We start from the raw sequence: 21,582 nt of genomic DNA, 5'->3' as shown, positions 1-21,582 counted from the left end.
ATTCAGCAAAGTAATGCGTAGAAAGAGTTGCTGGATCAGAGAATCAATCTTCTAGTAGAAACAAAACGTTAGCACTTATCTTATAGCCATGTAGCTATGAATAATATAATAACACGTCAGCGGAGTGCGCCAAGAAAAAATTATAGAATTAGTGGTTAGCTCATGGATAGCACCTGTATTGGTGATTTTATCCGTAAATATATGTAAATTAAGTGTTTGAAATAAAAGTTGTGCGGAAGAGCCAGTGTTGGCAGTAGTGTATTAGGGGATAGCTCTAAGGCTAATTTGACTCGTATCTGATGTTGTTTGTGAAAGTAAATAGTTGATTGTTGTGTAAATATAAGATTTGCTTGCATGTTTTATGAGTGTCGGACATATTTTATATAACGATAAGTAGGCGTGAGGTTGTCGGTTAGGGGATGGCGTAATGTCATACTTATATTATTGTGTGGCAGTGTATTGCTCTAGGAGGTAGAAGATGCGTACAGATTTGAAAATCAAGCGGTTGCTTTGGGTTTATGTGGTTGGTTTGTCTGGTTCACTGGTGGCAGAGGCTGGGACGAAGGATGTTGATCTTGATTTCTTTGGTCGCACGGGAGATGTGATTCTCGTGGATCTTGGTGCGGCAACAGGAGGGGCAAGTTTTACAGGCTTGGATTTCGGTGGGATTAGCGGTGCGAGTATCGCAAGCACGAATGCGTTTGATGGGCAGCCGTTCTCCGATACGGGGCGGTTCTACATTATTCCTGACACAATCAATGGTACGGGTGGGGATACAAATGCGAATAGTATTGGTTTTCAAGGGGTTTTGAGCGGTTCGGTCAAGATTGATGGGGTTGATCAGACGTTTGAGATCACGGTGCGCGAAGGCTATAGCGGTGCAGGGCGGGGCGCAGTGACGGCGGGTGATAGTGACCCAGTGAGTATTGCGCGGCAGCAGCAGCGATTGAATTACTTTGGCTATCCAGCTCAAGGAGGCTCGACTTTGTCGGTGGATGGTGATTATGGTCCGATGAGCGAAAGTGCGGTGAAGCTTTTTCAGGCTGCAACACAATCGAATGGTGCAGGTAAGCCCGGGACGGGTAGCAGTGACGGGGTGGTCGGGCCAAATACAACGGCATGGCTCAATGCGGCCAATGCGCCAAGCTGGGTAGAGCTTATTGATCCTGATCCGCAGGGCATTCCGTTTAGCATTGGGAATGGGCAAGGTAACTTTGATATCTTGCCGGGGATTGATTCGGGGGGTGGGCGATCTGGTGCAACACCGCAGCCTGAGCGCTGGGCGACAAGTTGGACGGTGGAGACGATTGAGCAGGCTAGTGCCGTTGCTAGTGGGACACAGACAATCAATGGTCTATCGACGGATGATGGGTACGGAAGTAGCGCGTTTCATCAGACACATCAGGCGGGGATGGATATTGATTTGAATGTGCCGGGCAGTGTGATGAATTTTGGAAACGGGGTTCTGAGTTCGGCAGAAAGTAGCGTGGTTGATGTGATGGTAGCGTTTGTCACGGAAGCGGCAGAGGGGTCGGAAGCGTACCGCATGATCATCAGTAACACGGATATTCGTGATGAGTTTAATACGCGGATGAATGCCATTGGCAGTAGTTCGTTTGCCATTGGCGATTCAAGCGGTGTTCACCTAAACCACGTGCATATTGATATGCGGCTAACAAGTGGTGCGATTGCCATGACGGGTGATGCGGCAGGTGATTTTAATATTGATGGCAGCGTGGATGGGGATGATATTGATTTGCTATTTAAGAATGTTGGTGGTGATGCGTCGATCTATAATCTTGCGGCAACCAGCACCTTAGTGACAGATAAAGATGTTGATTTCCTCATTGAGGACATACTCGGCACAGTGTACGGCGATGGCGATCTCGATCAGGATGTCGATTTTGCAGATTTTGTTTTGTTGCGTGATAACTGGACAGGTTCGCTAGTTGAACGTACCGGAGATAAGGGCTGGGCGTTGGGTGATTGGGATGGTGATTGGGACGTGGATGAAGATGATTTGGCGGTGTTTACGTTGAATCAGAATGTTGCTTTTAATGGTGCGGAGCAGGCGGCATTTGATGCGTTCATTGCGACGATTCCAGAACCGACGGCGGGGATGCTGATGTTGTTGGGTGCGATGGGTGTGACGGTCAGGCGGCGGCGCGGATAAGCTTTGTGCGAATGAATGAAAATCATAAAAGCTCTGCTGAGAAGCAGAGCTTTTATGATGGGGGAGAGCGTTTGATTTGATGGAGTATTGGATGTTGTATGATGAGATAGCCTCCAAGCGGCCGGCTAGGTCTTGAAAGCGATAGCACAAGCGTGGTTGATGAATCATGTTAGTGTTGGGTAAAGATCAAATGCCTGCTAGGTGGTTGGGATTTCAATCTGCTGAAATTGACTCACCGATTGATGAGGTTTGCGAAGTAGTATGAGCGCGAGCAATGCACAAAGGATGGTTGACGTGATGTAGAGTGTTAGCCAGTTAATACACAGTGTCCGCCAAGCCAGATAGCTGTCTTGTGGTCGAATGCTGCGGTAGTAGTAAATGTCCTCTGTGCCGGCACCTGTAACGATCGGCAAATCAGGATCGCCAGCAAAGCCAATGATGCTGCCACGGTATGGGAATTCGCCATTATGGAACCAGACCCCTTTGCTGTCGATGAGGATGTTGCAGACGATGATGCTTGCTCTGAATTGTGGGTTGTAGTTCCATCGCTTTTGATCGTTCAAAAGAAAAAACAGGCATGTCAGGGCGGTGAATGCTGAGCATACGCATAGTATCTCCATGCATCGGCGAAGTGTTTTGCGGATGATTGTTGGCTGGCTCATGATGTGTTGTGTGCGATTAGGTTACGTGTTGTAGAGATGTCGGTACATTTTGATATGTGGACCGACGGTGGGGATGTCGAAGGTTTCGCCAACGGTTTTCCAGCCGTGGTTTTTGTAGAACATCACGGCAGAGGTTCGAGCATTGCACCAGAGATCTCGGGCAGGGATGGGTTGATGATTTTCAATGTAATGCAGGAGTTGCGAGCCTATACCTTTGCCTTGATAGGTGGAGTCAACAGCCATGCCACGGAGTTGCCGGGCTTTTTTGCCTTGGAAGGTGTTTTCGAGGAGGGTTGCACAAGCGATAAGGATGTTGTTGTCGTCGTAGACTGCATAGTGGGCGGTAGAAGGATCATGATCGCCATCAAAAGATGGAGATAAATCGATATTGCCTTCGCGCAGGACCTTGTGACGCAGATCATAAATCACTTCTGGTTCGACAAGATGAATGTGCATCATGCGGCCTGTTCGAAAACCAATTCCATTCAACCCTGATGGAGAGGTCGTCATTGGATTAATTGTAAACCGGGGAAGGGGGCGATGTCATGGAAAATCTAAGGAATGTTATTTTAGACGGTTATGGCTAGAAGGGTAGCCCGGCCTGTTGGCGGAGTTCATCGAGGATACGGGTTGTACAGCGGGTAAAGTCGGGGGTGATGAAGAGAGAGGAGCCAGTGAGGATCGAATCTGCAAATGCATCTGCTTCAAGGGCATACAGCGGTTTGCCAGCATCGATCGTGAAGGTTTCAAGCGGTGGGGCGGTGGGAGCTTTGCCTGCATTGGGATTATCTTGCTTAGGGGGAGCGTTGCGGCCAATACGGTAGGTAGCACCTGTAACGGGGGGTTTCCAAGGGATGGGGATCTCAATGTAGCCTTTATCGCCTGAGATGAAGGTGGTGTTGTTGAGATGAGCGGTCATGCCGCAGGTGAAGGAAACGATGAGTTGGTTGGGGAATCGGAGTGTGGCCGCGGCGTAGTCGTCGATGCCGGTGGGATGGAGATGTGCTTCGCAGGTGATTTTAGAGGGTTCGGAGGCAGTGGGTGACATGGATTGCGCGACAAGGAGAGCGAGGGTGACGCAATAGCAACCTATGTCCATGAGTGATCCGCCAGCGAGTTCTGTCGAGAAGCGGGAATTGGTATCAGGGTTTGCGGCGGCGTAGGAGAACGAGGCGCGGATAAGCTTGGGGCGGCCGATGGCGCCTTGTCGGATTTGTTCAAGATAGGCTTGCGTGAGTGGGTGGGTGAAGTACATGAAGGCTTCGGCAAGTAGGCGGTTGTTCTGTTCAGCGGCAGCGAACATTTCTTCAGTTTGCTGCGAACTGAGCGAAAAAGGTTTTTCGCAAAGAACGTGCTTGCCAGCATTCAGCGCGCGGATGGTCCACTCGTGGTGAAGGTTGTTGGGGGTGGCGTTATAGATAGCATCAACATTGGGATCGTTGAGAAGTGCGTCATAGTTTGGATGGGCGGTGGGGATGTTATGCTTGGTTGCGAAGGTTTGAGCTTTATCGGCAGAACGTGAAGCGACGGCTTGCACGGAGGAAAGCGTGGCGCCATCATTGATACCTTCGGCGAATTGCCGAGCAATGTTGCCCGTGGCAAGGATGCCGTAGCGGATTTTGCGATCGGTGTTTTGTGTCATGTGATAAGTGTTACGGGGGGAGGTTGAATAATCAAGTAGCGATTGGAAGTTTGAATTGTTAAATGACTCCGTTTGCAGAGCATGTGGGCTTGACCATGAGAGCGAGCCGGTTTGTTAAGCTTGGCCGCGGAGGCGGTAGCGGAGGCCGAGGGAAATGATCTTCGTGAGGAGCTGTTCGTAGGAAATCCCTGCTTTTTCAGCAGATTCTGCTAGATCTTCGCCGTATGCAAGTTCAGGGTTGGGATTGGCTTCGAGGAGATAGATTTTACCATCGGGCGTCAGGCGAAGGTCCATGCGGGCGTAGCCGGAAAGCATGAGCGCTTTGTAGGCGCGTTTGCAGAAACGTGGGATTTGTGAGAGAAGTTCTTCGGATAGTTCATGTGCGGGGCCGGAATCGATGCCGACTTGCTTGCGGTATTTGAGATCCCACTTGATGCGGCCAGTAGCAATGCGGGGGGCGTCTTCGCGGAGTTTTTTGAATTCGAGTTCCCATATGGGGAAGGTTTGAAGTCTGTCATTGCCAAGGACGCCGACGTAAAGTTCGCGGCCTTCAATGTATTGTTCGACGATGGCGTCGGTGTTGAGTGTGCGGTGGATAAAATCGACACGTTCAGCGAGCGTTTCGTCATTGTGAACGATGGAAGCTTGGGAGATGCCGACGGAACCTTCTTCGGTGAGTGATTTGACGATAAGCGGGAACTGAAGCTTGGCAGGGCGGCGGACTTTTTTGTAGATAGGGAAGACGTGGAATTGTGGGACCCGGATACGGTGGTAGCGGCAGATCATTTTTGAGAGAGCTTTGTTGTGAGCGAGCATAAGGCCGCGCGGGTTACAGCCGGAGTATGGTGTTTTGAGGAGTTCGAGGAAGGAAACGACATGTGCATCGTAGACGCCGATGCCGTGGAATTCTTCAAGCAGGTTGAAGATGATATGGGGTTTGAATTCGTCGACAGCGTCTTTGATTTTTTCGAGATTTGAAGTGACGCCGAGGATCTGGACATCGTGCCCAAGTTCTTTGAGAGTGGCGGTGACATCGAATTCGGTTTTGTAGAGGAGGGTTTCTTCGTCAGATAAACCTTCGATGGAATCCGGAGGGATCAGGTCGGTGTGCATGAGGATGAGGATGCGTTTTTTTCTCATGCGTTGGTTCCGAGTGTGATTGAACAATGATGGTGTGACGGGCCGAATGAATAAAGCATTTTATCGTATGAATCGGTTGTTGTCTGCGGCGGATTTCGCGTGGGGAGTGATAAAATCGTTATTTAACTAGCTTAAAGGGCGAATTGTTATTGATAAGGATGCGGTTTTTGTATTGTGCTGTCAAGGATGTTGCGTCAGACTGTCGGTGCTTAGTGTGAATAAATAGGTCTAATCAATGACTGTATGCGCTGATTAGATTATTGAGGTAGAGGCGTTGTGATGTGATTTAGAGCGGGACGCGGTAGTGACCGGCGTGGATGTAATTCATGGTTTGAACAGTGAGCATGATGACGGCTTGGGTGCGAGTGAGATTGTCAGATTGGCGGCAGCGGAGTTTGAGTTCTTTGCAGCGGTCGATCATGTCACGGAGGACTTGGTCGATGGTGTAAGGGTGGGCGGCGGTCCATTTACTGACGGTGTTACGGAGTTCAGGAGAGAATTCACGGAGGAAGGCGGCGGCAGTTTTGCGGTTGTGGAAGGCGGGTTCGTTGGAGAAGAGTTTTTGGAGGTCGGTGTCGAAAAATTCGGGCCATTCTTCGGCGATAGCAAGGCGTTTTTCGGTGTAGTGTTCACGGAGGGTTTTGTTGATTTCATTAAGGGGTTCGATCTGTTTTTTCGATCTGACAGGGGCAGGGCGGCCAACAATTTCAGTCATAAGATCGTTGACGAAGTTGAGTTTATTGATGGCGGGCCAATTTTGGTAACGATGTTTCCAGCGTGAGCCGGGTTTAAGCCAGACGGCGAAGGTTTCTGCGAAATCCTCGGCAGGATGGGCTTGAGCGTACCAATAGTCGAGATGTTGGACATATTTTTGTGAGTTAGGTTTAGGTTTGTAGGAATCTGGGTAAGGGTCGGTGTATGACCCGAAGTGTTTACGCCAGAGCTTGCGATAGTGGAGGCGGTAAGCGGTGCAGAAGCAGTGACCAGCCTCATGCCGGAGGATCTTCATACATTCGGCTTCGGTGCGGCCTTCGACATAAAGGACTTGTTTTTTTTCGAGTTTGGCGAGGCGGGGATGAGCAAGGTAGAAGGGGAGGGCGATGCCGGGGATACCGTCGGGGGAGAACCATTCGGTGGAAAGCCAACAGTGTGGACGGAGACGAGTAAGGTTTTTGGCTTCGAGCTCAACGTAGAGGCGATCGATGCACTTTTGTAGTTTTGGGACGCAATTGAGTGAGAGGTTCAAATCACGGAAGCGAAGGTCAAGGATGTCGCTGTCGGGCCAGTTTGCCCAGTATGGTTGTTTGCTGCGAGATATTTGGCGGCGCGCTTTGGGCATGATTGTTTTAGCGTAAAAGTGCTTGTTTTATAGGGTTTTTTAGATTGCGCTATGGCTGAGATTACTGGGGCATCCAGCGGCAACGGTTTGATTGTAACGCGATTAAACGAAAAGGAAAGCTTTCCGTTTGAAGTGCGATCATGACGATGATTGAGAAGCGAAGTATTAAGTAGTGCCTCATCCACAGAGCGGATGGACTTGATGGATAAGAAGAGGTGGAATGATTAGTGAAGTGCTGCTTTGATGCGTTCGGTGGCGATGGGATCGTGCAGTTGTGCTTTGCCAAAACCGGGTCGGGCACCGGATGCTTCTGCTTTAGCAAGTGCATCGGGGTAGTTAGAGATGAGGAGCATACGCGGCGAATTGGATTGTTTGGCAAGAGTTTCAATGAGGTCGTTGCCGTTGGCGATAGCGAAGGTGCCGCCAAGGACGCGGTTGATGAGGAAGAGGGAAGTTGGAGTAGCATATTGCTGAAACGCGGCGTCGTCGTTGGCGGTGATAATGGTGGCGTTGGGTGCGGCTGATTGTGCGAGGGCACGAAGTGAACCGGCATCGAAGCCACAATGACCGACGAGGACGATGTGCGTGATAGTAGACATGGTGCGTATTGTAGTGGTTTTGTCCCGTAAGGCGGAGCATTAGATTTGCAAAAAAGCCACGGGATGGAAACCGTGGGTTTGTGTTCGTTTTTTGCGTTTTCTGTGGGAAGATTATTTGATAGCGATGAGGGTGAGCAGTTCGTGCATAGCAGCGATGTCGTCGAAGCGTTGGCGTTGGTCGAATGATTTGATGAGATTATTGATGATGCGGCGGAGCCAACCTTGTGGGTTGACGGGACGGAGTGCTTCTTCGGGAGCGTATGATCGGCCGGTCATGTCGAGGGCGCGTTTGATGATTTCAGGCTCGGAGAGAAGGCGGCCTGAGAAGAAGGGGTCAATGAGCTGCGCGGCGGGTGGTGCTTCTTGCATCTCGTAAATATCGAGTTGGACGATGAAGTGTCCTGGAACGCCAACTCCTTGCACGGGGATGCCGAGTTGTTCGAGGATGTATTTGTAGATGAGGCAGAGGACGATGGGGAGGCCGCGTCTCATTTTGAGGACGGCGGGGAGGTAGGAATGTTTGGGATCATAGTAGTCGTGGCGGCAACCGCGGAGTCGTTCTTCGGTGAAAAGGACTTCATGGGCGTGTGCGAGGATGGCACGTGGGTCAGATGATTGAAGACGTGCTGCTATTTTGTTGGCAAGCTGATCGAGTTCATCGATAACATCTTGGGGATCAATCTCGCCTTGCTCGTGCATGGCAATCGCAGTGGCGGCGAGTGTGAGATTACGCGCATCATCCAGATCGTGGAGTTGCTGCGCGAAAAGGTCGAAGGCTTCGATCCTGCAGTGAGTGGGATTGGGTGTAGGGGTTGCTGAACTCATTTGCCGATGATTCTCAAACGCCAATGATGATTAAGATGATGTGGATATTATTGCAGGAAATGGGGCGGTTGTCAGGTCGGTGTAGTGTAAGGGTGGATTGACGCAACTGTATGGCGGTTTTGGGGTGAAGGAGGGGATATGGGGGCGAATAGCTACTATTCGTTGTGAGATGCGCTGGTAAAGATTAGGCAGAATTGGTTTGCTTTTTACGGGCGATTCGGGCTTGGATAAAGGATCTGATGGCAAAGACCATGTAAGCTGCGGAGAAGAGGGAGAGGAGGGATTTTTCGATAGCTGCAAGGGGACGATCGATATCCTCGGAGCCTGCGAGATATTTGATTGCAGCTGGATATTCCTGAGTGAAATAGACAAACAAAACGAGGGCGAAGAGGACAGCAAGGTGCATGATATGCATGCGGAGTTTGGGGCGGATCGCGAGAGCAGCGAAGAGGTAAAAGAGGATGGCGATGAAAGAGGGGATGAGTGTGGTGATGGATTGGGTGTGAGAGGTGAAGTAGAAAACGAGGCCTAGGCAGAGTAGGGCGGTGGCATAGATGGCGGTGATAATTGGCATGGTATTTGTCTCTTGGTGTATGTGGAACGAGATCATTGTAGCGATGCGGCTCGGGGTGTGCCTTGCTGAATGCGGTAGATGGGATCAGTTATGAATACGGCAGATGGGGTTGAAATCTTTGCATGGGGGAAAATAAATCGAACCGCAAGACACATCGAGAGGTATGGGTATGTAGAACGCAGAAATAAGAGACCTCTGGGGTGTAAGACGGCTTTACAAGCAGAGGCGCGTCAGGTGGGGTATGATATGTGACGGCGAGGCTGGGCCTTGCTGCGAGACAGTTTGTGACCTGCGAGTACGTGGGCACTGATAACGACATGATTGGAGATAACTGAATGAATATCAATCGATTGGCTTTATGCGGCGTGTTAGCTTTGACGCTTAGTGGTGGCGGCTTATTGCAGGCCCAAGAGGAGGAAGCAAAGGCGGCGGCACCAGCAACACAGCCTGCTGAAGCGACGACGGCAGACATTCCGATCGAAGCTAAATTGGATATGAACAAGATTTCCTTTGCGCTGGGTATGGCGGCTGCTGAGCAGATCAAGAACTTCAGCAAGGAATTTGAGTTTTCGCTGAACAAAGGTGAGTACATCAAAGGTATGCAGGCTGGCATGAGCGACAATCCTGAAACGGGTATGTCGCAAGAAGAAATGCAGCAGATGTTGATGGCTTTCCAGCAGCAGATGATGGAAAAACGTATGGCCATGATGGCGACGCGTGAAGCGGAAGCTAAGGCTGCAATGGCCGAGCAGAGCAAGGTTGTTGGCAAGGAAGCTAGTGAAGCATTTCTTGCAGCGAATAAGGAAAAAGAAGGTGTTCAGGTTACGCCAAGCGGATTGCAGTACATCGTGGTTGAGGAAGGCGAGGGCGAGTCGCCGGTCTTCGGTGATCAGGTGATTGTGGATTACCGCGGCACATTTGTGAACGGTGAAGAGTTTGACAGTTCATACAAGCGTAACCAGCCGTTCAACTTTACGCTTGGTGTGGATGGCGTGATTCGTGGCTGGGTTGAAGGTTTGCAACTGATGAAGCCGGGCGCGAAATACAAATTCTTTATCCCTGCGAATCTTGCTTATGGTGATGGCGGCGGGCGTATGCCTGACGGTGCAGCATTGGTGTTTGATGTTGACTTGAAAGAAGTGCAAAAGGGTAAAGACCCTGCTGCTGCGGCACCACCGGTTGCTGAGTAAGACATTTTAAAATGATCAAGATTGAAAAGCGGCAGGCTGCAAGGCTTGCTGCTTTTTTTATGCGCACACGATAGTGATTGTGAGATTGGGGGGTGAGATGTGAATGTTCTGTGTGGCTTGCGTTAGCGGAGAATGAATGTGTTAGTTATGCGTAAGTGTCCGTGAATCAAGGCGATATAGAGAATAAACTTGCTGGCCGGAGAGGCGGAAGCCCCCGGAAGAGGCGTAAGTACTTAGGAAGGTTTGGGTGTGTCACGGAAGACGCGAGGTGAGTAAGTTAAACAGGAGACCGGCACGCCGGCGAACATCATGAAGAGGCAATACCGAACGGTGTTTATTTCGGATGTCCACCTGGGAAGCAGCGGTTGTCAGGCAAAGCGCGTGGCGCGGTTTTTAAAACGGATCGAATGTAAAAAGTTGTACTTGGTTGGCGATATCTTGGATATGTGGCGGCTGAAGCAGCGATGGTATTGGCCGGCGGAGCATAACGAGGTGGTACGGCGCATTTTGAAGATGATTAAGAATGGAGTGGAAGTTATTTACATTCCAGGGAATCATGACGAAGCGATGCGCCAGTATTATGGGCTTGAGTTTGGAGGCGTGAAGGTCGAGCCGTATGTGATTCATGAGACGATGAAGGGCGAACGGTTTCTTGTAACGCATGGGGACCAATATGATTTGGTTGTGAAGCACTCACGCTTACTTTCAGTGATGGGCAGCATTGCATATGAATGGCTGATCCGGATCAATACGGTATACAACAGTGTGCGTCAGCTTTTGGGCTATAAATACTGGTCGCTTTCGCACTTTATCAAGTTGAAGGTCAAGCATGCGTGTACGTTTGTTAGCCGATTTGAAGTGACGCTTGCTGCAGAAGCGAAACGACGGGGTGTCGATGGTGTGATCTGTGGACATATTCATCAATGCGAAGCGCGTGAAGAAGGTGATGTGATGTACTACAACTGTGGTGATTGGGTGGAGAGCTGTACCGCGATTGCGGAGGATTTTAAGGGGAATCTGATCTTGATCGACGGGTTTGCATTCTTGAAGCAATACGATGAGGAACGGCAGGAAAAACGTCAGGCGAAGCAGCAAGGCAAGGGAGATAAAGCTTCTGGCCAATTGATGTCAGATGTTGAGGGTAATCGTGAAGAGATGGATCGCGATTTTGAGCCGAGTGAAAAGAAGTTGCCGGTATTTGCGGAGATGGTTGCTGAAAACGATGACTCAGGATTGCTTTGGGGTAAGACCGATCCGGTTGTGACTAAGCGATGGGATGATTGATCGTGGTTTGGAAAGGTTAGAGGAAAAGTGTTACTCAGCTTTGATGGTAAGACTAGTGAGATCGATTGTGTTGCCGTAGGCTGCGACGAGAGCACTGGGGGTCATGCCATAGGTTGTATTTAACGCATTTTGCCATGATTTGCCGCTTTTGATGTGATCGATAAAGCGGATGAAATCAGTCTTACCTTGCGCGATGAGCATGTCGGTGATGGCCAGTGCGGTGCCGTAATATTCTGGGATGAAATCTGATGGCCCGAAGAAAGTTTTTGGGAAGTGCTCTTTGTTCGCGATGAACTTTGCGGAGAGCCGTTTCTTAAATGTGTAGTAGGACTGATCTTGTTGTGTGGACATGGCAGCCCATTCCGCGAGGCCTTCATTTAGCCAAGTTGGAATACGGTGGGGCGAGCGATAGCGGTGGATAATGCCGTGTGCGGCTTCGTGGACCATGAGTTGGTGGAGGTACTCCTTATCTTTCATGTTGTAGGTGGCAATGCGGACTTCACCGCTGTAATGCTGGTGGCATATTGCGGCTTGGAAAGTGATCGTGTTGTTGTACATATTCTTTTCAAAGCGGATGAACTGCTCGCGGGTGTTGAAGAGATAAACGGCTGCTTTGCCCTTCCAGATGTTGAGTTGAGGCGGCATGTTCAGCAACTCGATGACGTTGGTATACATCTGATCGAGATCGCTTAGAAAGTCGATGGATTGATCTTCTGGAACGTTTGTGAAGAGGATGAAGTATTTGGTTTCAATCTTACGGAGGGGGAGTTGAATACGTGATGCAGCAGACTGAGAAAAATTGATTTCTTGGTTAAGGTCTGTGATAGCGTTGGATGCGGTAGCGTTTGGCCAGGCATAGGATTCGGGTGCCGCAGAGGCGACATTAATCGGTGGAATGGTATAGGGCTTTTTAGGACGCGGCGCGGTACAGGACGCGATCGCAAAGAATGATGCGATTAGCAAGCAATGCACGAGAAAACTGGGAACGCGATTGTTTTTTGTCATGTTGTTCACCGGATTCAGAACCACAAAATCACAAATGGCGGGTATGAGGCGCGCGGTATCGCGATAAATGCGGGTGCAAGATGGGTGGCATGCTTTGTGTATGCATGTTGTTCAAATGGTGGTTTTTGTAGACGCAGCGGACCGATGCTGAAGTTGGTTGGTCGCGCTTGCGGTGAAGGACTGCGAAGTTTGCACGCTGTTTAAGTGTGCCTACTCCGCTCAGGCAAGCGCATTGTAAAGCAAAATAAGGGAAAACCAATGCGTTTTCTTTGAGATGGGGCGATTGTCTTTTTGCCTGATGCGACTCGCAAGACAATCGGGGTTGCTGTTATATAGAAATGTCATAAAAGAGATTGGCCGCGTTGTAGGTCAAAAAGAAAACCGTCCAACGTATGGTTAGACGGTTCTGAGATTTCATTGTGTTTGTGAATACTATCGCCGATTGCGTCGGCGTGAACGGCTTGATCGTTTGGTTGATTCTTCGGTTTGTCGTGGGAGCTTGTCGACGTAGGTGTAGTTGGGTTGGTATGGGATTTTTGTTTGTGAACGTTTGCGGGGAAGTTCTTTGCGAGGTTGGCCGGAGATTCTGTTAAAGCCGCCGAGGGGGCCGCGCGGATCCCAGATGATTTTGCCTTCGATGTCGATGTAACCAAAGTTGGGTGACTGGGAGACGCGGGCGGCATCGTAAAGGAAGGGTTCGGCGGTATCAAACTGAGGCTTGATGACCATGTTGCCGCTGCGGTCGATGAAGCCTAACTTACCGCCAATTTTGACCATGGCGAGGACTTCGTCGAAGTCGTAGGCAAGATCGTAAGCGGGCTTAATGATCATTTCGCCTTTTTTGTTGATATATCCCCACTTGCCGTTCAGTTTGACGGCAGCTAGGCCACCGCGAAGAAGGCGGACTTCTTCATAGGTGGGTTCGATGGCGATCTTGAATTCGCGGTCGATGAAGCCCCATTTATCACCGACTTTGGCAGGGGCGATACTGTCTGAGAAGCAGCCAAGCTCAGCGAATTGGTTGTTTTCATTGACGAAGGCGAATTCACCTTTGCGATTGATGTAGCCATAGCGGCCTTTATTGCGGTAATCAGATTCCCGGACTACGGCGAAGCCTTCGTAGAAGGAGCGTGCTTCGATAAATTGCGGTTCGATGATGATCTTGCCTGCAGGGTTGATGTAGCCGATACGTGAACCGACTTGGAAGGCGGCAAGCCCCTCGCGGCAACGCAGTGCGCCGTCGAAGGTCATTTCGGCGATAATTTTGCCAAAGCGATTTGTGTAGCCAAAGGTTTTACCATTGGAGATGATGGCAATACCTTCTTCGAAATGGTCGGCCCAGTGGTAGATGGGCTGGATGATCCAGTTACCATCGGTATCAATGTAGCCGGTACGACCGCCGACAATGATACGCATCGCGCCGCCGTGAGGCATGTCGGTCCAGTCGTATTTGGGAAACATGGTCACGTCGCCTTTTTGGTTGGCGTAGCCCCATGAGTTGTTGATGTTGATTGGGTAGAACTCATCTTTGTAAGACGGTTCGCGAACGGACACGCCATCACCGATGTAACGGGAAGCATAGATGTTTTCTTCATCGTCCTGCGCGCGCAATGGAAGCGTGATGAGCAGAGAAGCCAGAATGACGAGCGTGAAGGTATAACGCATAATGTAACGCTCAGCGGCAGGGTCGCCCCGGCCATGATTCACCGGTATCCGTCAGCTCAAGGCGTGATTTACGATCTGATTAATTGACAAAGCCCAAACATGCTCGGGCGCGGATTTGATCATGTGTCACGTGCTGCCAGGTTCTTAAGACGGTATCGAATGATGATGCTGGCCGCAGATTAAGCTGATAACTGCGATCATTGTAACAAGTTCTGAAAAAGTGTGCCTTGTGTGTTTATGGATTTTTGCCGTTTTGTTGAAGGGAGGACGGGTTGGGGGAGATGGGTACTTTGTGCTTCGAGCCAGTACCGGAGGATTCGGCAAATGTGTGTGATGTGACTATCGGAAAGCGGCTGGTGCTTGGGGATACGATGCCATTTGGCGAGGCATGATCGGCAGCAGGTGGCGGTGGCATGCTGAGCGATAAAGACAGGGTGCCCGCGGGTTGGCGTTTGTTTGCCGTCTTTGTGGGGGTCAGTTGAGGCGAGGCGCTCACGGATAAAACGTTCGGCATGTTCCAGCAGCGTGGGGAGATCATGTTTTTGAAAATACAATGCCTCCTTGCCAGTGAGTTTGAAGCGGGCGCGGAATTTGGATTGGCTTAGCGCACTGAATATCGCGACCAGATCGTCTGGGCAGGAAGGGTCTGGAGGTGGTGGAGATAACGTCATCCCATGATGATACAGGTGCGCTGCCATGATAAGCAGATTAAAATGTAACTGAAAGTGACTTTTTAGTGGGCGTACTGTAGGGGTCTCGCTTTGCGACGTTTGCCGGCATGTCTGGCGAGTCCCTGCTTCATGACTGATAGCTGATGCATGAGTTTATTGAGCTTGTCGCTCATATCAGTGCTGTCGTGAGAGGAGATACGCTCATTGGGCGAGATATTCTGGAGCGTGGCTAGCATACTGAGCAGCGTTTGCATGGCTTGCACGAGATTAGTCCGCGCATCTGCGGCAAAGCTGGTGGGGCTGAGTGTGTACATGTTGTCAGATTCGTTCTCAACCCAATGTACAAGTACCGGGAGGTCGGTAATGATCGCATCGATGAGTGCAGATCTCACCGGTCGACTTTCAATACGCTGAATCATGCTGATGAAGTCATTGATATCAGGCTGACTTTTCTTTTCGAGCCATCGGTAAACGGTGCTGTTACCGCGGCCAGTGGCTTCTTCAATTTCTTTGACAGAGATGAGCTTTCGTTCGAGTAGCTGTCGTAGGCACTCGCTGATCATGATGGTCCCCTTCGTCCTGAAGGCTGTTGTGCTGCAAAGATTTGCAGCGTGGTATGAAACAAAATCAAAAGAATGATGATGAAAAAGAAGATGTCGTACACAACAGGCTGACGGTACCTAGCATCTTTGTTTTATGTCTGGTTGGGTATCGGAAATTTACCGCAAGGGTATACGTACATGCCACAACTTGGCGGCAAAGTAGAAAGATGCTTATGGCTATGAAAAAACCCCGACAGTTGCGGGGCTGGGGGTGAGATCAAATAACAGAGAATGGGTTATTTTTCTTTCACATTCAATGAAACTGAATTGATGCAGTAACGCAGGCCGGTTGGAGCGGGGCCATCATTGAAGACGTGGCCGAGATGTCCACCGCAGCGCGAACACATGACTTCGGTTCGTGTCATGCCATGAGATTGATCGGTTTCTAGTTCAACGTTCTCGTTATTGACCACATCGTAGAATGAAGGCCAACCCGAGCCGGATTCAAATTTTGTATTAGCTGCGAAAAGTTCCTGTCCGCAACCCGCACACACGTAGGTGCCATCAGTTTTTTTGTCGAGTAAGTCGCCCGTAAAGGCGCGTTCAGTCCCTTTTTTACGCAAGACGTTGTATTCCTCGGGTGTGAGCTTCTGCTTCCATTCAGCATCGGTCAGGTTGATTTTGTCCATCATGGTTGGCGTCTGGCTTTCAGTTGAGGTTAATTCAATGTTGGCGTTATGCCCGGCTGCTTGTGGGTTTGGCGACGATGGGGCGGTCGTATCGCTGGCAGGCTTACAGCCCATCAGTACGACTGATGTGATGATGGCACAAAAACTTAGCGCGAAATGACTCCTCATCGTCTAACATACCTTTCTGCTTGGCGTGTATTGTGTGTTACAAATACGTGTCATGCAATAAAGTCAACCCGCGATGATGTTAATCTATTCCATTTTAGGCAGGTTGTGCGAGTCGCGGAATCGCAATCACGACTATTGTGGATGTTGTTTGAATGACGGAAAAAGAATCACCCATCACTGCGTTAGAAGAGCTTTCCTGCCAGATTTTTTTGGAGGAAGATGATGCGGCTCTTGATCAACTCTGGTCTAAAGTATCGATCTTGCTGATGGGTCAGGAAGTAGATGCTGCTTCGATTAAACAATTGATGGATGGGCGGGATTTAAACTGGTTGAACAGTTTGATCGAGGGAATTGTAGTGCAGAGTAAGCCAGCCACGCCGCCAGTGATGCATGATCTGGATGAGGAGGAGTGGGAGTATGTTGAAGAATGGGTGGAGGAAGATGAGTCTGTAGGGCTGGGAGCGCCAACCGCATTGACTTCAGATTTACCACCACTGGAACCATTGCCAGGTGGGCCTGTGCAGGAGAAGCAATCAGGGAAGTCATCTGTGGATCCGCTTGGGCCAGAGGGATTGAAAGAGGCGATGACTGCATTCCGCCGGCGGTTGAAGTTGAAGCAAGACACAGCTAGCAGCCGAGAAGCCGAGCAACTTGTGGCGATTCAGCCGCCAAATCAATTTCCGATGTCAGTATGGCGAAAGCTGGTGAGTTTGGGTGAGTTGGTGGATGAAGGCGGCGGACTGTATCGGCTAAAGTGAGTCGTGCGGAGTAATCGGCTATGATGGCGTGCCTACCCAGTGAGATAGCTGGGGTAACGATGTGCGATGAAGGAATTAAAACATGGGTATGATCGAAGACATCCGAGCGCGGATTAAAAAAGCGATGATCGAGCGAAATGACCTTGAGAAGAGTATCTTGAAGGTTGCACTCGGCGATCTTGATACTGAGGCGGCTCGTTCTGCTGAAGGGATCAGCGAGGAAAAATGCGAACAGATCATCCGCAAGATGGTGAAGAGCGCGAATGAAACCTTAGAGCACACGACCGATGCTGCAGAGATCGAAAAGATCAATGCTGAGAAAGCGATTCTGGGCACATTGTTGCCCACGAGCTTGAGTGTGGCAGAGATCAAGACGGCGCTTGAGGCGGTGCTTGATGATGTGAAAGCTGTTGGAAATGATGGGCAAGCGACTGGTGTCGCGATGAAACATCTGAAATCACAAGGCGCGGTTGTGATCGGCAAAGACGTTTCGCAGGCAGTGCATGAGCTACGTGGGTCGTAGCACACCTAGAACAATCAAAAGATCTATCAAAAAAGCTGAACGCGATCGCCGCGTTCAGCTTTTTATTTTTCGTTGAACCGTGAATGCAAATTATGCCTGCGTGGCAGGGGCTTCACCACCTTGCTGTGCTGCGGCTTGTTGCTGCTGGATGTTTTGGGCGATGAGCTGGGCGGCCCAGATTTGCGTTGCAGTTTCCATCATGGCCGGACAGTTCTCGAAAGCTTCGAAGTAAGCCTTGCTCACAGCTTCGTTGTCTTCGCCTTGTGCTTCAGCCATGAATTTGTCGCGGACGATGTTGATTGCGTCTTGCAGTTGCATGATCATTCTCACTCATTGTGTACGGTTGGTAGGTCTGTCAGTTGGCTGATTGGGAACATGATCCGATCAGCTGGGTTGTTAAGTATACCGTATGATGCATGGTTCTGCGCCGTGGATACATCTCGCTAACAAAGTTACAGATGCGTGTGCTGAGCATTGAAGGAGCTGGCGAGAACCTCACGAAAAGGTCTCTTAAGCACGCTCAAAATCAGCTGATTTTTCACTCATTCTGAGGCCAACCTGTCTTTCTTTTGTGATATCCCCCACTCGGTTTTGGCTCGCCCCACCATTCATTCGCACCAGATGCTGGTTTTATCAGAATGCCAAACTTTCTGCAGGATCATCCCGCACGTCACTGGCTCACGGGCGATTCGCTGCCAATGATCTAAAGTAGCAACACACGCCATACGTGCCGTCGTTAATTAAACAAAATTGGATCAAAATGAGATGAAATGGCTCGACCAAATAGCCTACGCGCTTCTAATCATCGGTGGTATCAACTACGCACTAGCCGGCATTTATGGCCTTGACGGTATAGGGCTGATCTTTGGCGGCAGTGATTCAATCCCCGCGAGATTGACCTTCACCATGATCGGTGTTGCAGCTGTTTATGAAATAGTCGAAGCACGGCAAATACTCAAACGCCTGCCGCGTGACATGGAGTATGGTTAAAGAAGTAGGTTTAAAAAGAAGTTACAACATGATTGATCGCAATGGAAAAATCGTGAGGTATTTGATGATAGCAAAGGGATGTTTATATCTGGCGGCTGGCATTGCCTTTCTTCTTTCGGTGAGCCTATGGTTTACTGGCAATCATCTAGAGGGGGTGTTTGTTGCAACTTGGGTGCCATCCATCTTAGTGTTTGGCTTGATTTTGTTGTGGGGTAAAGACGGGGATTAATTATGGATATTGTCATCTTCATCTTTGGTGTTTTTTGTGTCGTGCTTGCGATCATTGTGGCAATCTCGGTCGGTAATGTTGAATACAAAGGTTGCTATCGTGACAAAGTGAAGGAACCGCCACAGGCTGAAGAGAGATAATAATCTGACGGGAAATTGATCGAAAAGAGCTTGTTTTAAAGTAGCAAAACCTCCAGCCACAGTATGACATGGTTGGAGGTTTTGTTGTTATAGAAATTATTTAGTAACCACTGGGTACTGGGCCAGTGAGTGGCAAGCGGTCCAGTGGGAACGGTGCGTTACTCAATGGTTTTAAGATCAATCCTAGTAATTGTAGTTCGTCATCATCGCCTGCGATGCGATTGAGTTTAATCGTGTGACAGCCACAGCACTTGTGTACGAGTGACCATTCGCCGTCATGCCGTGACATGATCGCGATCGGCTCCATAGGTGATTGGCATGCACTGTTGCGATCGCCGGGCAGATCATCGACATGCTTGGACCACAAGCAATAAGGACAATGGTTGCGATGACGTGTGCCACCAGCTTGATTTGAAATAGGTTGCTTACAATGGGTGCAATAGAAATCTTTATTGTGTCTATTTTTTCTGGACATGGTGATTTTTCTTTATTTGTATTGATGCGAGTCGCGCATAATGATCGCGCTCAGCTTATAGGGCACGTTTGCTAGTGTGTTGGATGGGATATCGCAACATCATCGCTTCCCTTCGCGCATGGTAAAAGCCAATGAGCATGCAGCAATGGCAAAGCGTTAAGCTGTTTGGAAGATTGAAATTTGTTTCGGTTGGATTGATCCGCGCAAGAAGGGATTGGGCGCAAAGCCAGAATAGCACTTAAAAAACAGTGTTAAATGGCATACGAAACGCGGATCAGATTATGCAATTGGTTTTTTCATCAAGCAGCATCATAGCTGCGTGGATGATTGAGTCAAGCATTTGTTTCATCTGGCCAAAGAAAAACGGCTCACCCCGGAGCCATCCAGAGGTGAGCCGATAGTTATTGTGTGAGTAAGTTATGTTATACCGTAACTGCCGCTTTCTCAGCACATCGCTTACGCAATTCAGCGGTCAGCACAGGGAGCTTATCCCAGAGCTTCGGATCATAGGCATAGAGGATGTCGAACATTTCAGCGACTTCTTTGTCGAGTGCGATCACATCAAGATTGTCAATGGTCAGGCCGTCAACGGTGAAGGGGGCATTATCCTTCATGTCGGCGAAGTCATACTTGCCAATAGAACTGATGAGCATCTTGGCTTCTGTAGTGATGCCTTCGATGGCGTAGTTGTATACGCCTTTCGCGCCAGCTTCCTGCTTCACCACTGTTTCTGCATCCGCTGCCGCAAACTGATGGCGGCCAGCCATCGCTGCGATCAAGAAACCTTTGCCGATCCCCATACCATCCGCACCCATAGCCAAAGCTTTAGACAAATCACGTCCGGTGACCATGCCGCCAGCAATTGTAAAGTCGAGATTCTTAAACTTCTTGCGAGCTTTCTTTACCGCAAGCATACAGGTCAGCATGGGTAAGCCCATATCGTTCATTGGGCCAAGCGGGGACATGCCCGTGCCGCCTTCAGAGCCATCGATTGTGCAGTGAATACGAATGCCGAACTGGGCCGCAACTTTTTCCATCACCGCAAGTTGATCCATGAGATCGCCGTATGGGCCGGTCTTAAACCAGATTTTCGCTTTGGGGAATTCGGTACACATCCACACATACTGTTCTTCAAGTGATTCAATTGTTGCGGTGCCAGGAACGGAGTGTCGTTGATAAAGCTTTTGCTCGACTTCAAACGGATTGACCGGGAAATGGTAAAACTCATGGATGCGTTGTGCTTTAGCTTTGGGGATTTTGACCTCTCCGCCCATGCCGGGTTTCGCGCCTTGCCCGCCCTTACCTTCAAAACCAATCATGCCCTTATCGAATGCTTCTGCAAATTGCGGGTCGTTGTAGATCGTCTTCCAGACATCCACTTTGGCATCTTCAACATTCTGTTGGATGACCACCCCACCTTTGCCTTCGTAATTGTCGGTGAAGCCTTTGATGCGCTGGGTCAGTGTCGGTCGGCCTTCATCGTATGGTTTCTCATAGCCCCACATGTTCACGATGTTCTCGCCAATCGCACAAATGAATCCACCTTTCGCTGCACCCCAAGTACAATCCGGACCAATATCATTTGCCACTGGCGTTGAACCCATCGCCGCGATGACCAGTGGCGTATTTACTTCAAAGCCGCCAAGCTCACCAAAACTTTTGCAGTGCGTGTAAAGCGGCTCGCAACCTGCTTCTTCTTTCACCGCAACACGATCTGTCCCCATCAGCTCTGGCATTAGCACGATGTCACGAAACGCTTTGTACCGCGGCATGCCCGGCATGAACTGTTCGCCTGCCGATTGAGTTTTGCCAAACTTTGTGTTGGCTTTGCTGTCCTTGGTGGGGAAGTTGCCTTCTAAACCAAACCGTGCCGTGCGAGCGGCATAGCAAAGGTTCGGCCCGTCCTTCGCGCTGCAAAAATTACAATGTGTACAAAGTGTGTCCTGGATCTTATACATGAGTTTTCCCTGTTTAGATGGTTGATTGTTTTCCAGCCAGTACGCTGCCAACAGCAAACAACGCAGTTACAGCAACAACACAGACCAACAAGCACAGACGTGCAACACAAGCTTCACAGGTACAGATAGAGACGTAGCAAAAGACAGGCGCGCTCTTGGAATCCATAGATGCTGGGTAGACACCGCATCAGGCGACCAATCAAAAGATAGATTAGTATTAAATAGGCCTGCTTGGCAAGCAATTCTTAGCCAATCGTGGACAGGTTCCATAGATGAGACGCAGTCGCAGGAAGATCGGTCTGGTGTGTTTCTCTAAGGCTAGATTTAACAGTCAATTACGT

At 49.7% G+C, this 21,582-nt stretch carries 24 protein-coding genes; 8 read left to right on the top strand and 16 right to left on the bottom strand.

From position 1 onward, the window contains the following. The first annotated feature begins 478 nt into the window (after nt 1-478). Nucleotides 479-2,173: a peptidoglycan-binding protein gene (locus ACQ6WK_RS12470; RefSeq protein WP_432797708.1), complete on the top strand. Its 1,695-nt coding sequence runs from the start codon at nt 479-481 to the stop codon at nt 2,171-2,173. A 197-nt stretch (nt 2,174-2,370) separates the two neighbouring features. Here the strand turns inward: ACQ6WK_RS12470 and ACQ6WK_RS12465 are convergent, their stop codons facing one another. The 8 genes from ACQ6WK_RS12465 to ACQ6WK_RS12430 form a co-directional block, all read right to left on the bottom strand. Further along, on the bottom strand, nt 2,371-2,835 hold the full coding sequence (locus ACQ6WK_RS12465; protein ID WP_432797707.1) for a hypothetical protein: 465 nt from the start codon (nt 2,833-2,835) through the stop codon (nt 2,371-2,373). 21 nt (nt 2,836-2,856) lie between these two features. Then, nucleotides 2,857-3,294: a GNAT family N-acetyltransferase gene (locus ACQ6WK_RS12460; protein ID WP_432797706.1), complete on the bottom strand. Its 438-nt coding sequence runs from the start codon at nt 3,292-3,294 to the stop codon at nt 2,857-2,859. A gap of 124 nt (nt 3,295-3,418) precedes the next feature. Beyond that, entirely contained in the window at nt 3,419-4,477 is a 1,059-nt protein-coding gene (locus ACQ6WK_RS12455; protein ID WP_432797705.1) for a Gfo/Idh/MocA family protein, read from the bottom strand. Between the two features lie 114 nt (nt 4,478-4,591). Beyond that, complete coding sequence (locus ACQ6WK_RS12450; protein WP_432797704.1) at nt 4,592-5,617, bottom strand: D-alanine--D-alanine ligase family protein; 1,026 nt, start codon at nt 5,615-5,617, stop codon at nt 4,592-4,594. 286 nt (nt 5,618-5,903) lie between these two features. Continuing rightward, complete coding sequence (locus ACQ6WK_RS12445) at nt 5,904-6,956, bottom strand: putative zinc-binding metallopeptidase (RefSeq protein WP_432797703.1); 1,053 nt, start codon at nt 6,954-6,956, stop codon at nt 5,904-5,906. A gap of 224 nt (nt 6,957-7,180) precedes the next feature. After that, the gene (locus ACQ6WK_RS12440; protein ID WP_432797702.1) at nt 7,181-7,555 is read right to left on the bottom strand and encodes a hypothetical protein; all 375 of its coding nucleotides are present in this window, start codon (nt 7,553-7,555) and stop codon (nt 7,181-7,183) included. A 111-nt stretch (nt 7,556-7,666) separates the two neighbouring features. Next, the gene (locus ACQ6WK_RS12435; RefSeq protein WP_432797701.1) at nt 7,667-8,380 is read right to left on the bottom strand and encodes a transglutaminase family protein; all 714 of its coding nucleotides are present in this window, start codon (nt 8,378-8,380) and stop codon (nt 7,667-7,669) included. Nucleotides 8,381-8,564: 184 nt separating this feature from the next. After that, the gene (locus tag ACQ6WK_RS12430; RefSeq protein WP_432797700.1) at nt 8,565-8,954 is read right to left on the bottom strand and encodes a hypothetical protein; all 390 of its coding nucleotides are present in this window, start codon (nt 8,952-8,954) and stop codon (nt 8,565-8,567) included. Between the two features lie 335 nt (nt 8,955-9,289). On the opposite strand from ACQ6WK_RS12430, the gene ACQ6WK_RS12425 reads away from it, so the two are divergent. After that, nucleotides 9,290-10,144 (top strand): FKBP-type peptidyl-prolyl cis-trans isomerase, encoded by an 855-nt coding sequence (locus ACQ6WK_RS12425; RefSeq protein ID WP_432797699.1) that lies wholly within the window; start codon nt 9,290-9,292, stop codon nt 10,142-10,144. 309 nt (nt 10,145-10,453) lie between these two features. Beyond that, nucleotides 10,454-11,428 (top strand): UDP-2,3-diacylglucosamine diphosphatase, encoded by a 975-nt coding sequence (locus tag ACQ6WK_RS12420; protein ID WP_432797698.1) that lies wholly within the window; start codon nt 10,454-10,456, stop codon nt 11,426-11,428. A 30-nt stretch (nt 11,429-11,458) separates the two neighbouring features. On the opposite strand, the gene ACQ6WK_RS12415 is transcribed toward ACQ6WK_RS12420, so the two are convergent. From ACQ6WK_RS12415 to msrB, 5 genes are all read right to left on the bottom strand, one after another. Further along, nucleotides 11,459-12,433: a hypothetical protein gene (locus ACQ6WK_RS12415; protein WP_432797697.1), complete on the bottom strand. Its 975-nt coding sequence runs from the start codon at nt 12,431-12,433 to the stop codon at nt 11,459-11,461. Nucleotides 12,434-12,865: 432 nt separating this feature from the next. After that, nucleotides 12,866-14,140 (bottom strand): WG repeat-containing protein, encoded by a 1,275-nt coding sequence (locus tag ACQ6WK_RS12410; protein WP_432797696.1) that lies wholly within the window; start codon nt 14,138-14,140, stop codon nt 12,866-12,868. Nucleotides 14,141-14,295: 155 nt separating this feature from the next. Beyond that, nucleotides 14,296-14,796, bottom strand: coding sequence for a DUF4186 domain-containing protein (locus tag ACQ6WK_RS12405; protein ID WP_432797695.1), 501 nt, complete (start codon nt 14,794-14,796; stop codon nt 14,296-14,298). A 35-nt stretch (nt 14,797-14,831) separates the two neighbouring features. Further along, complete coding sequence (locus tag ACQ6WK_RS12400) at nt 14,832-15,332, bottom strand: hypothetical protein (RefSeq protein ID WP_432797694.1); 501 nt, start codon at nt 15,330-15,332, stop codon at nt 14,832-14,834. Between the two features lie 275 nt (nt 15,333-15,607). Beyond that, entirely contained in the window at nt 15,608-16,003 is a 396-nt protein-coding gene (gene msrB / locus ACQ6WK_RS12395) for a peptide-methionine (R)-S-oxide reductase MsrB (RefSeq protein WP_432800402.1), read from the bottom strand. A 317-nt stretch (nt 16,004-16,320) separates the two neighbouring features. Between msrB and ACQ6WK_RS12390 the strand changes: the two genes are divergently transcribed. Both ACQ6WK_RS12390 and ACQ6WK_RS12385 read left to right on the top strand, forming a co-directional pair. Next, a complete protein-coding gene (locus tag ACQ6WK_RS12390) occupies nt 16,321-16,926 on the top strand; it encodes a hypothetical protein (RefSeq protein WP_432797693.1) in 606 nt (201 codons plus the stop codon). A gap of 82 nt (nt 16,927-17,008) precedes the next feature. After that, the gene (locus ACQ6WK_RS12385) at nt 17,009-17,449 is read left to right on the top strand and encodes a GatB/YqeY domain-containing protein (RefSeq protein WP_432797692.1); all 441 of its coding nucleotides are present in this window, start codon (nt 17,009-17,011) and stop codon (nt 17,447-17,449) included. A 90-nt stretch (nt 17,450-17,539) separates the two neighbouring features. Here the strand turns inward: ACQ6WK_RS12385 and ACQ6WK_RS12380 are convergent, their stop codons facing one another. Continuing rightward, nucleotides 17,540-17,767: a hypothetical protein gene (locus tag ACQ6WK_RS12380; protein WP_432797691.1), complete on the bottom strand. Its 228-nt coding sequence runs from the start codon at nt 17,765-17,767 to the stop codon at nt 17,540-17,542. 447 nt (nt 17,768-18,214) lie between these two features. Here ACQ6WK_RS12380 and ACQ6WK_RS12375 point away from each other — a divergent pair, with 447 nt between their 5' ends. Genes ACQ6WK_RS12375 through ACQ6WK_RS12365 form a run of 3 tightly spaced genes read left to right on the top strand, consistent with a single transcriptional unit; the run spans nt 18,215 to nt 18,808 of the window. Further along, nucleotides 18,215-18,439, top strand: coding sequence for a DUF378 domain-containing protein (locus ACQ6WK_RS12375; RefSeq protein ID WP_432797690.1), 225 nt, complete (start codon nt 18,215-18,217; stop codon nt 18,437-18,439). Continuing rightward, nucleotides 18,432-18,668 (top strand): hypothetical protein, encoded by a 237-nt coding sequence (locus tag ACQ6WK_RS12370; RefSeq protein WP_432797689.1) that lies wholly within the window; start codon nt 18,432-18,434, stop codon nt 18,666-18,668. Before ACQ6WK_RS12375 ends, ACQ6WK_RS12370 begins: the two co-directional genes overlap by 8 nt. A gap of 2 nt (nt 18,669-18,670) precedes the next feature. Beyond that, nucleotides 18,671-18,808, top strand: coding sequence for a hypothetical protein (locus tag ACQ6WK_RS12365; RefSeq protein WP_432797688.1), 138 nt, complete (start codon nt 18,671-18,673; stop codon nt 18,806-18,808). Nucleotides 18,809-18,908: 100 nt separating this feature from the next. Here ACQ6WK_RS12365 and ACQ6WK_RS12360 read toward each other — a convergent pair whose 3' ends face one another. Both ACQ6WK_RS12360 and ACQ6WK_RS12355 read right to left on the bottom strand, forming a co-directional pair. Beyond that, the gene (locus ACQ6WK_RS12360) at nt 18,909-19,283 is read right to left on the bottom strand and encodes an RNHCP domain-containing protein (protein ID WP_432797687.1); all 375 of its coding nucleotides are present in this window, start codon (nt 19,281-19,283) and stop codon (nt 18,909-18,911) included. Nucleotides 19,284-19,705: 422 nt separating this feature from the next. After that, nucleotides 19,706-21,241, bottom strand: a complete 1,536-nt coding sequence (locus ACQ6WK_RS12355) for a glutamate synthase-related protein (RefSeq protein ID WP_432797686.1) — start codon at nt 21,239-21,241, stop codon at nt 19,706-19,708. Nucleotides 21,242-21,582: the final 341 nt, after the last annotated feature.

The sequence above is a fragment of the Poriferisphaera sp. WC338 genome, from assembly GCF_050931845.1.
Classification (GTDB): Bacteria; Planctomycetota; Phycisphaerae; order Phycisphaerales; family Phycisphaeraceae; genus Poriferisphaera.
The sequence above is the reverse complement of the archived record's forward strand: the minus strand, read 5'-3'. Positions and strand labels throughout refer to the sequence as shown.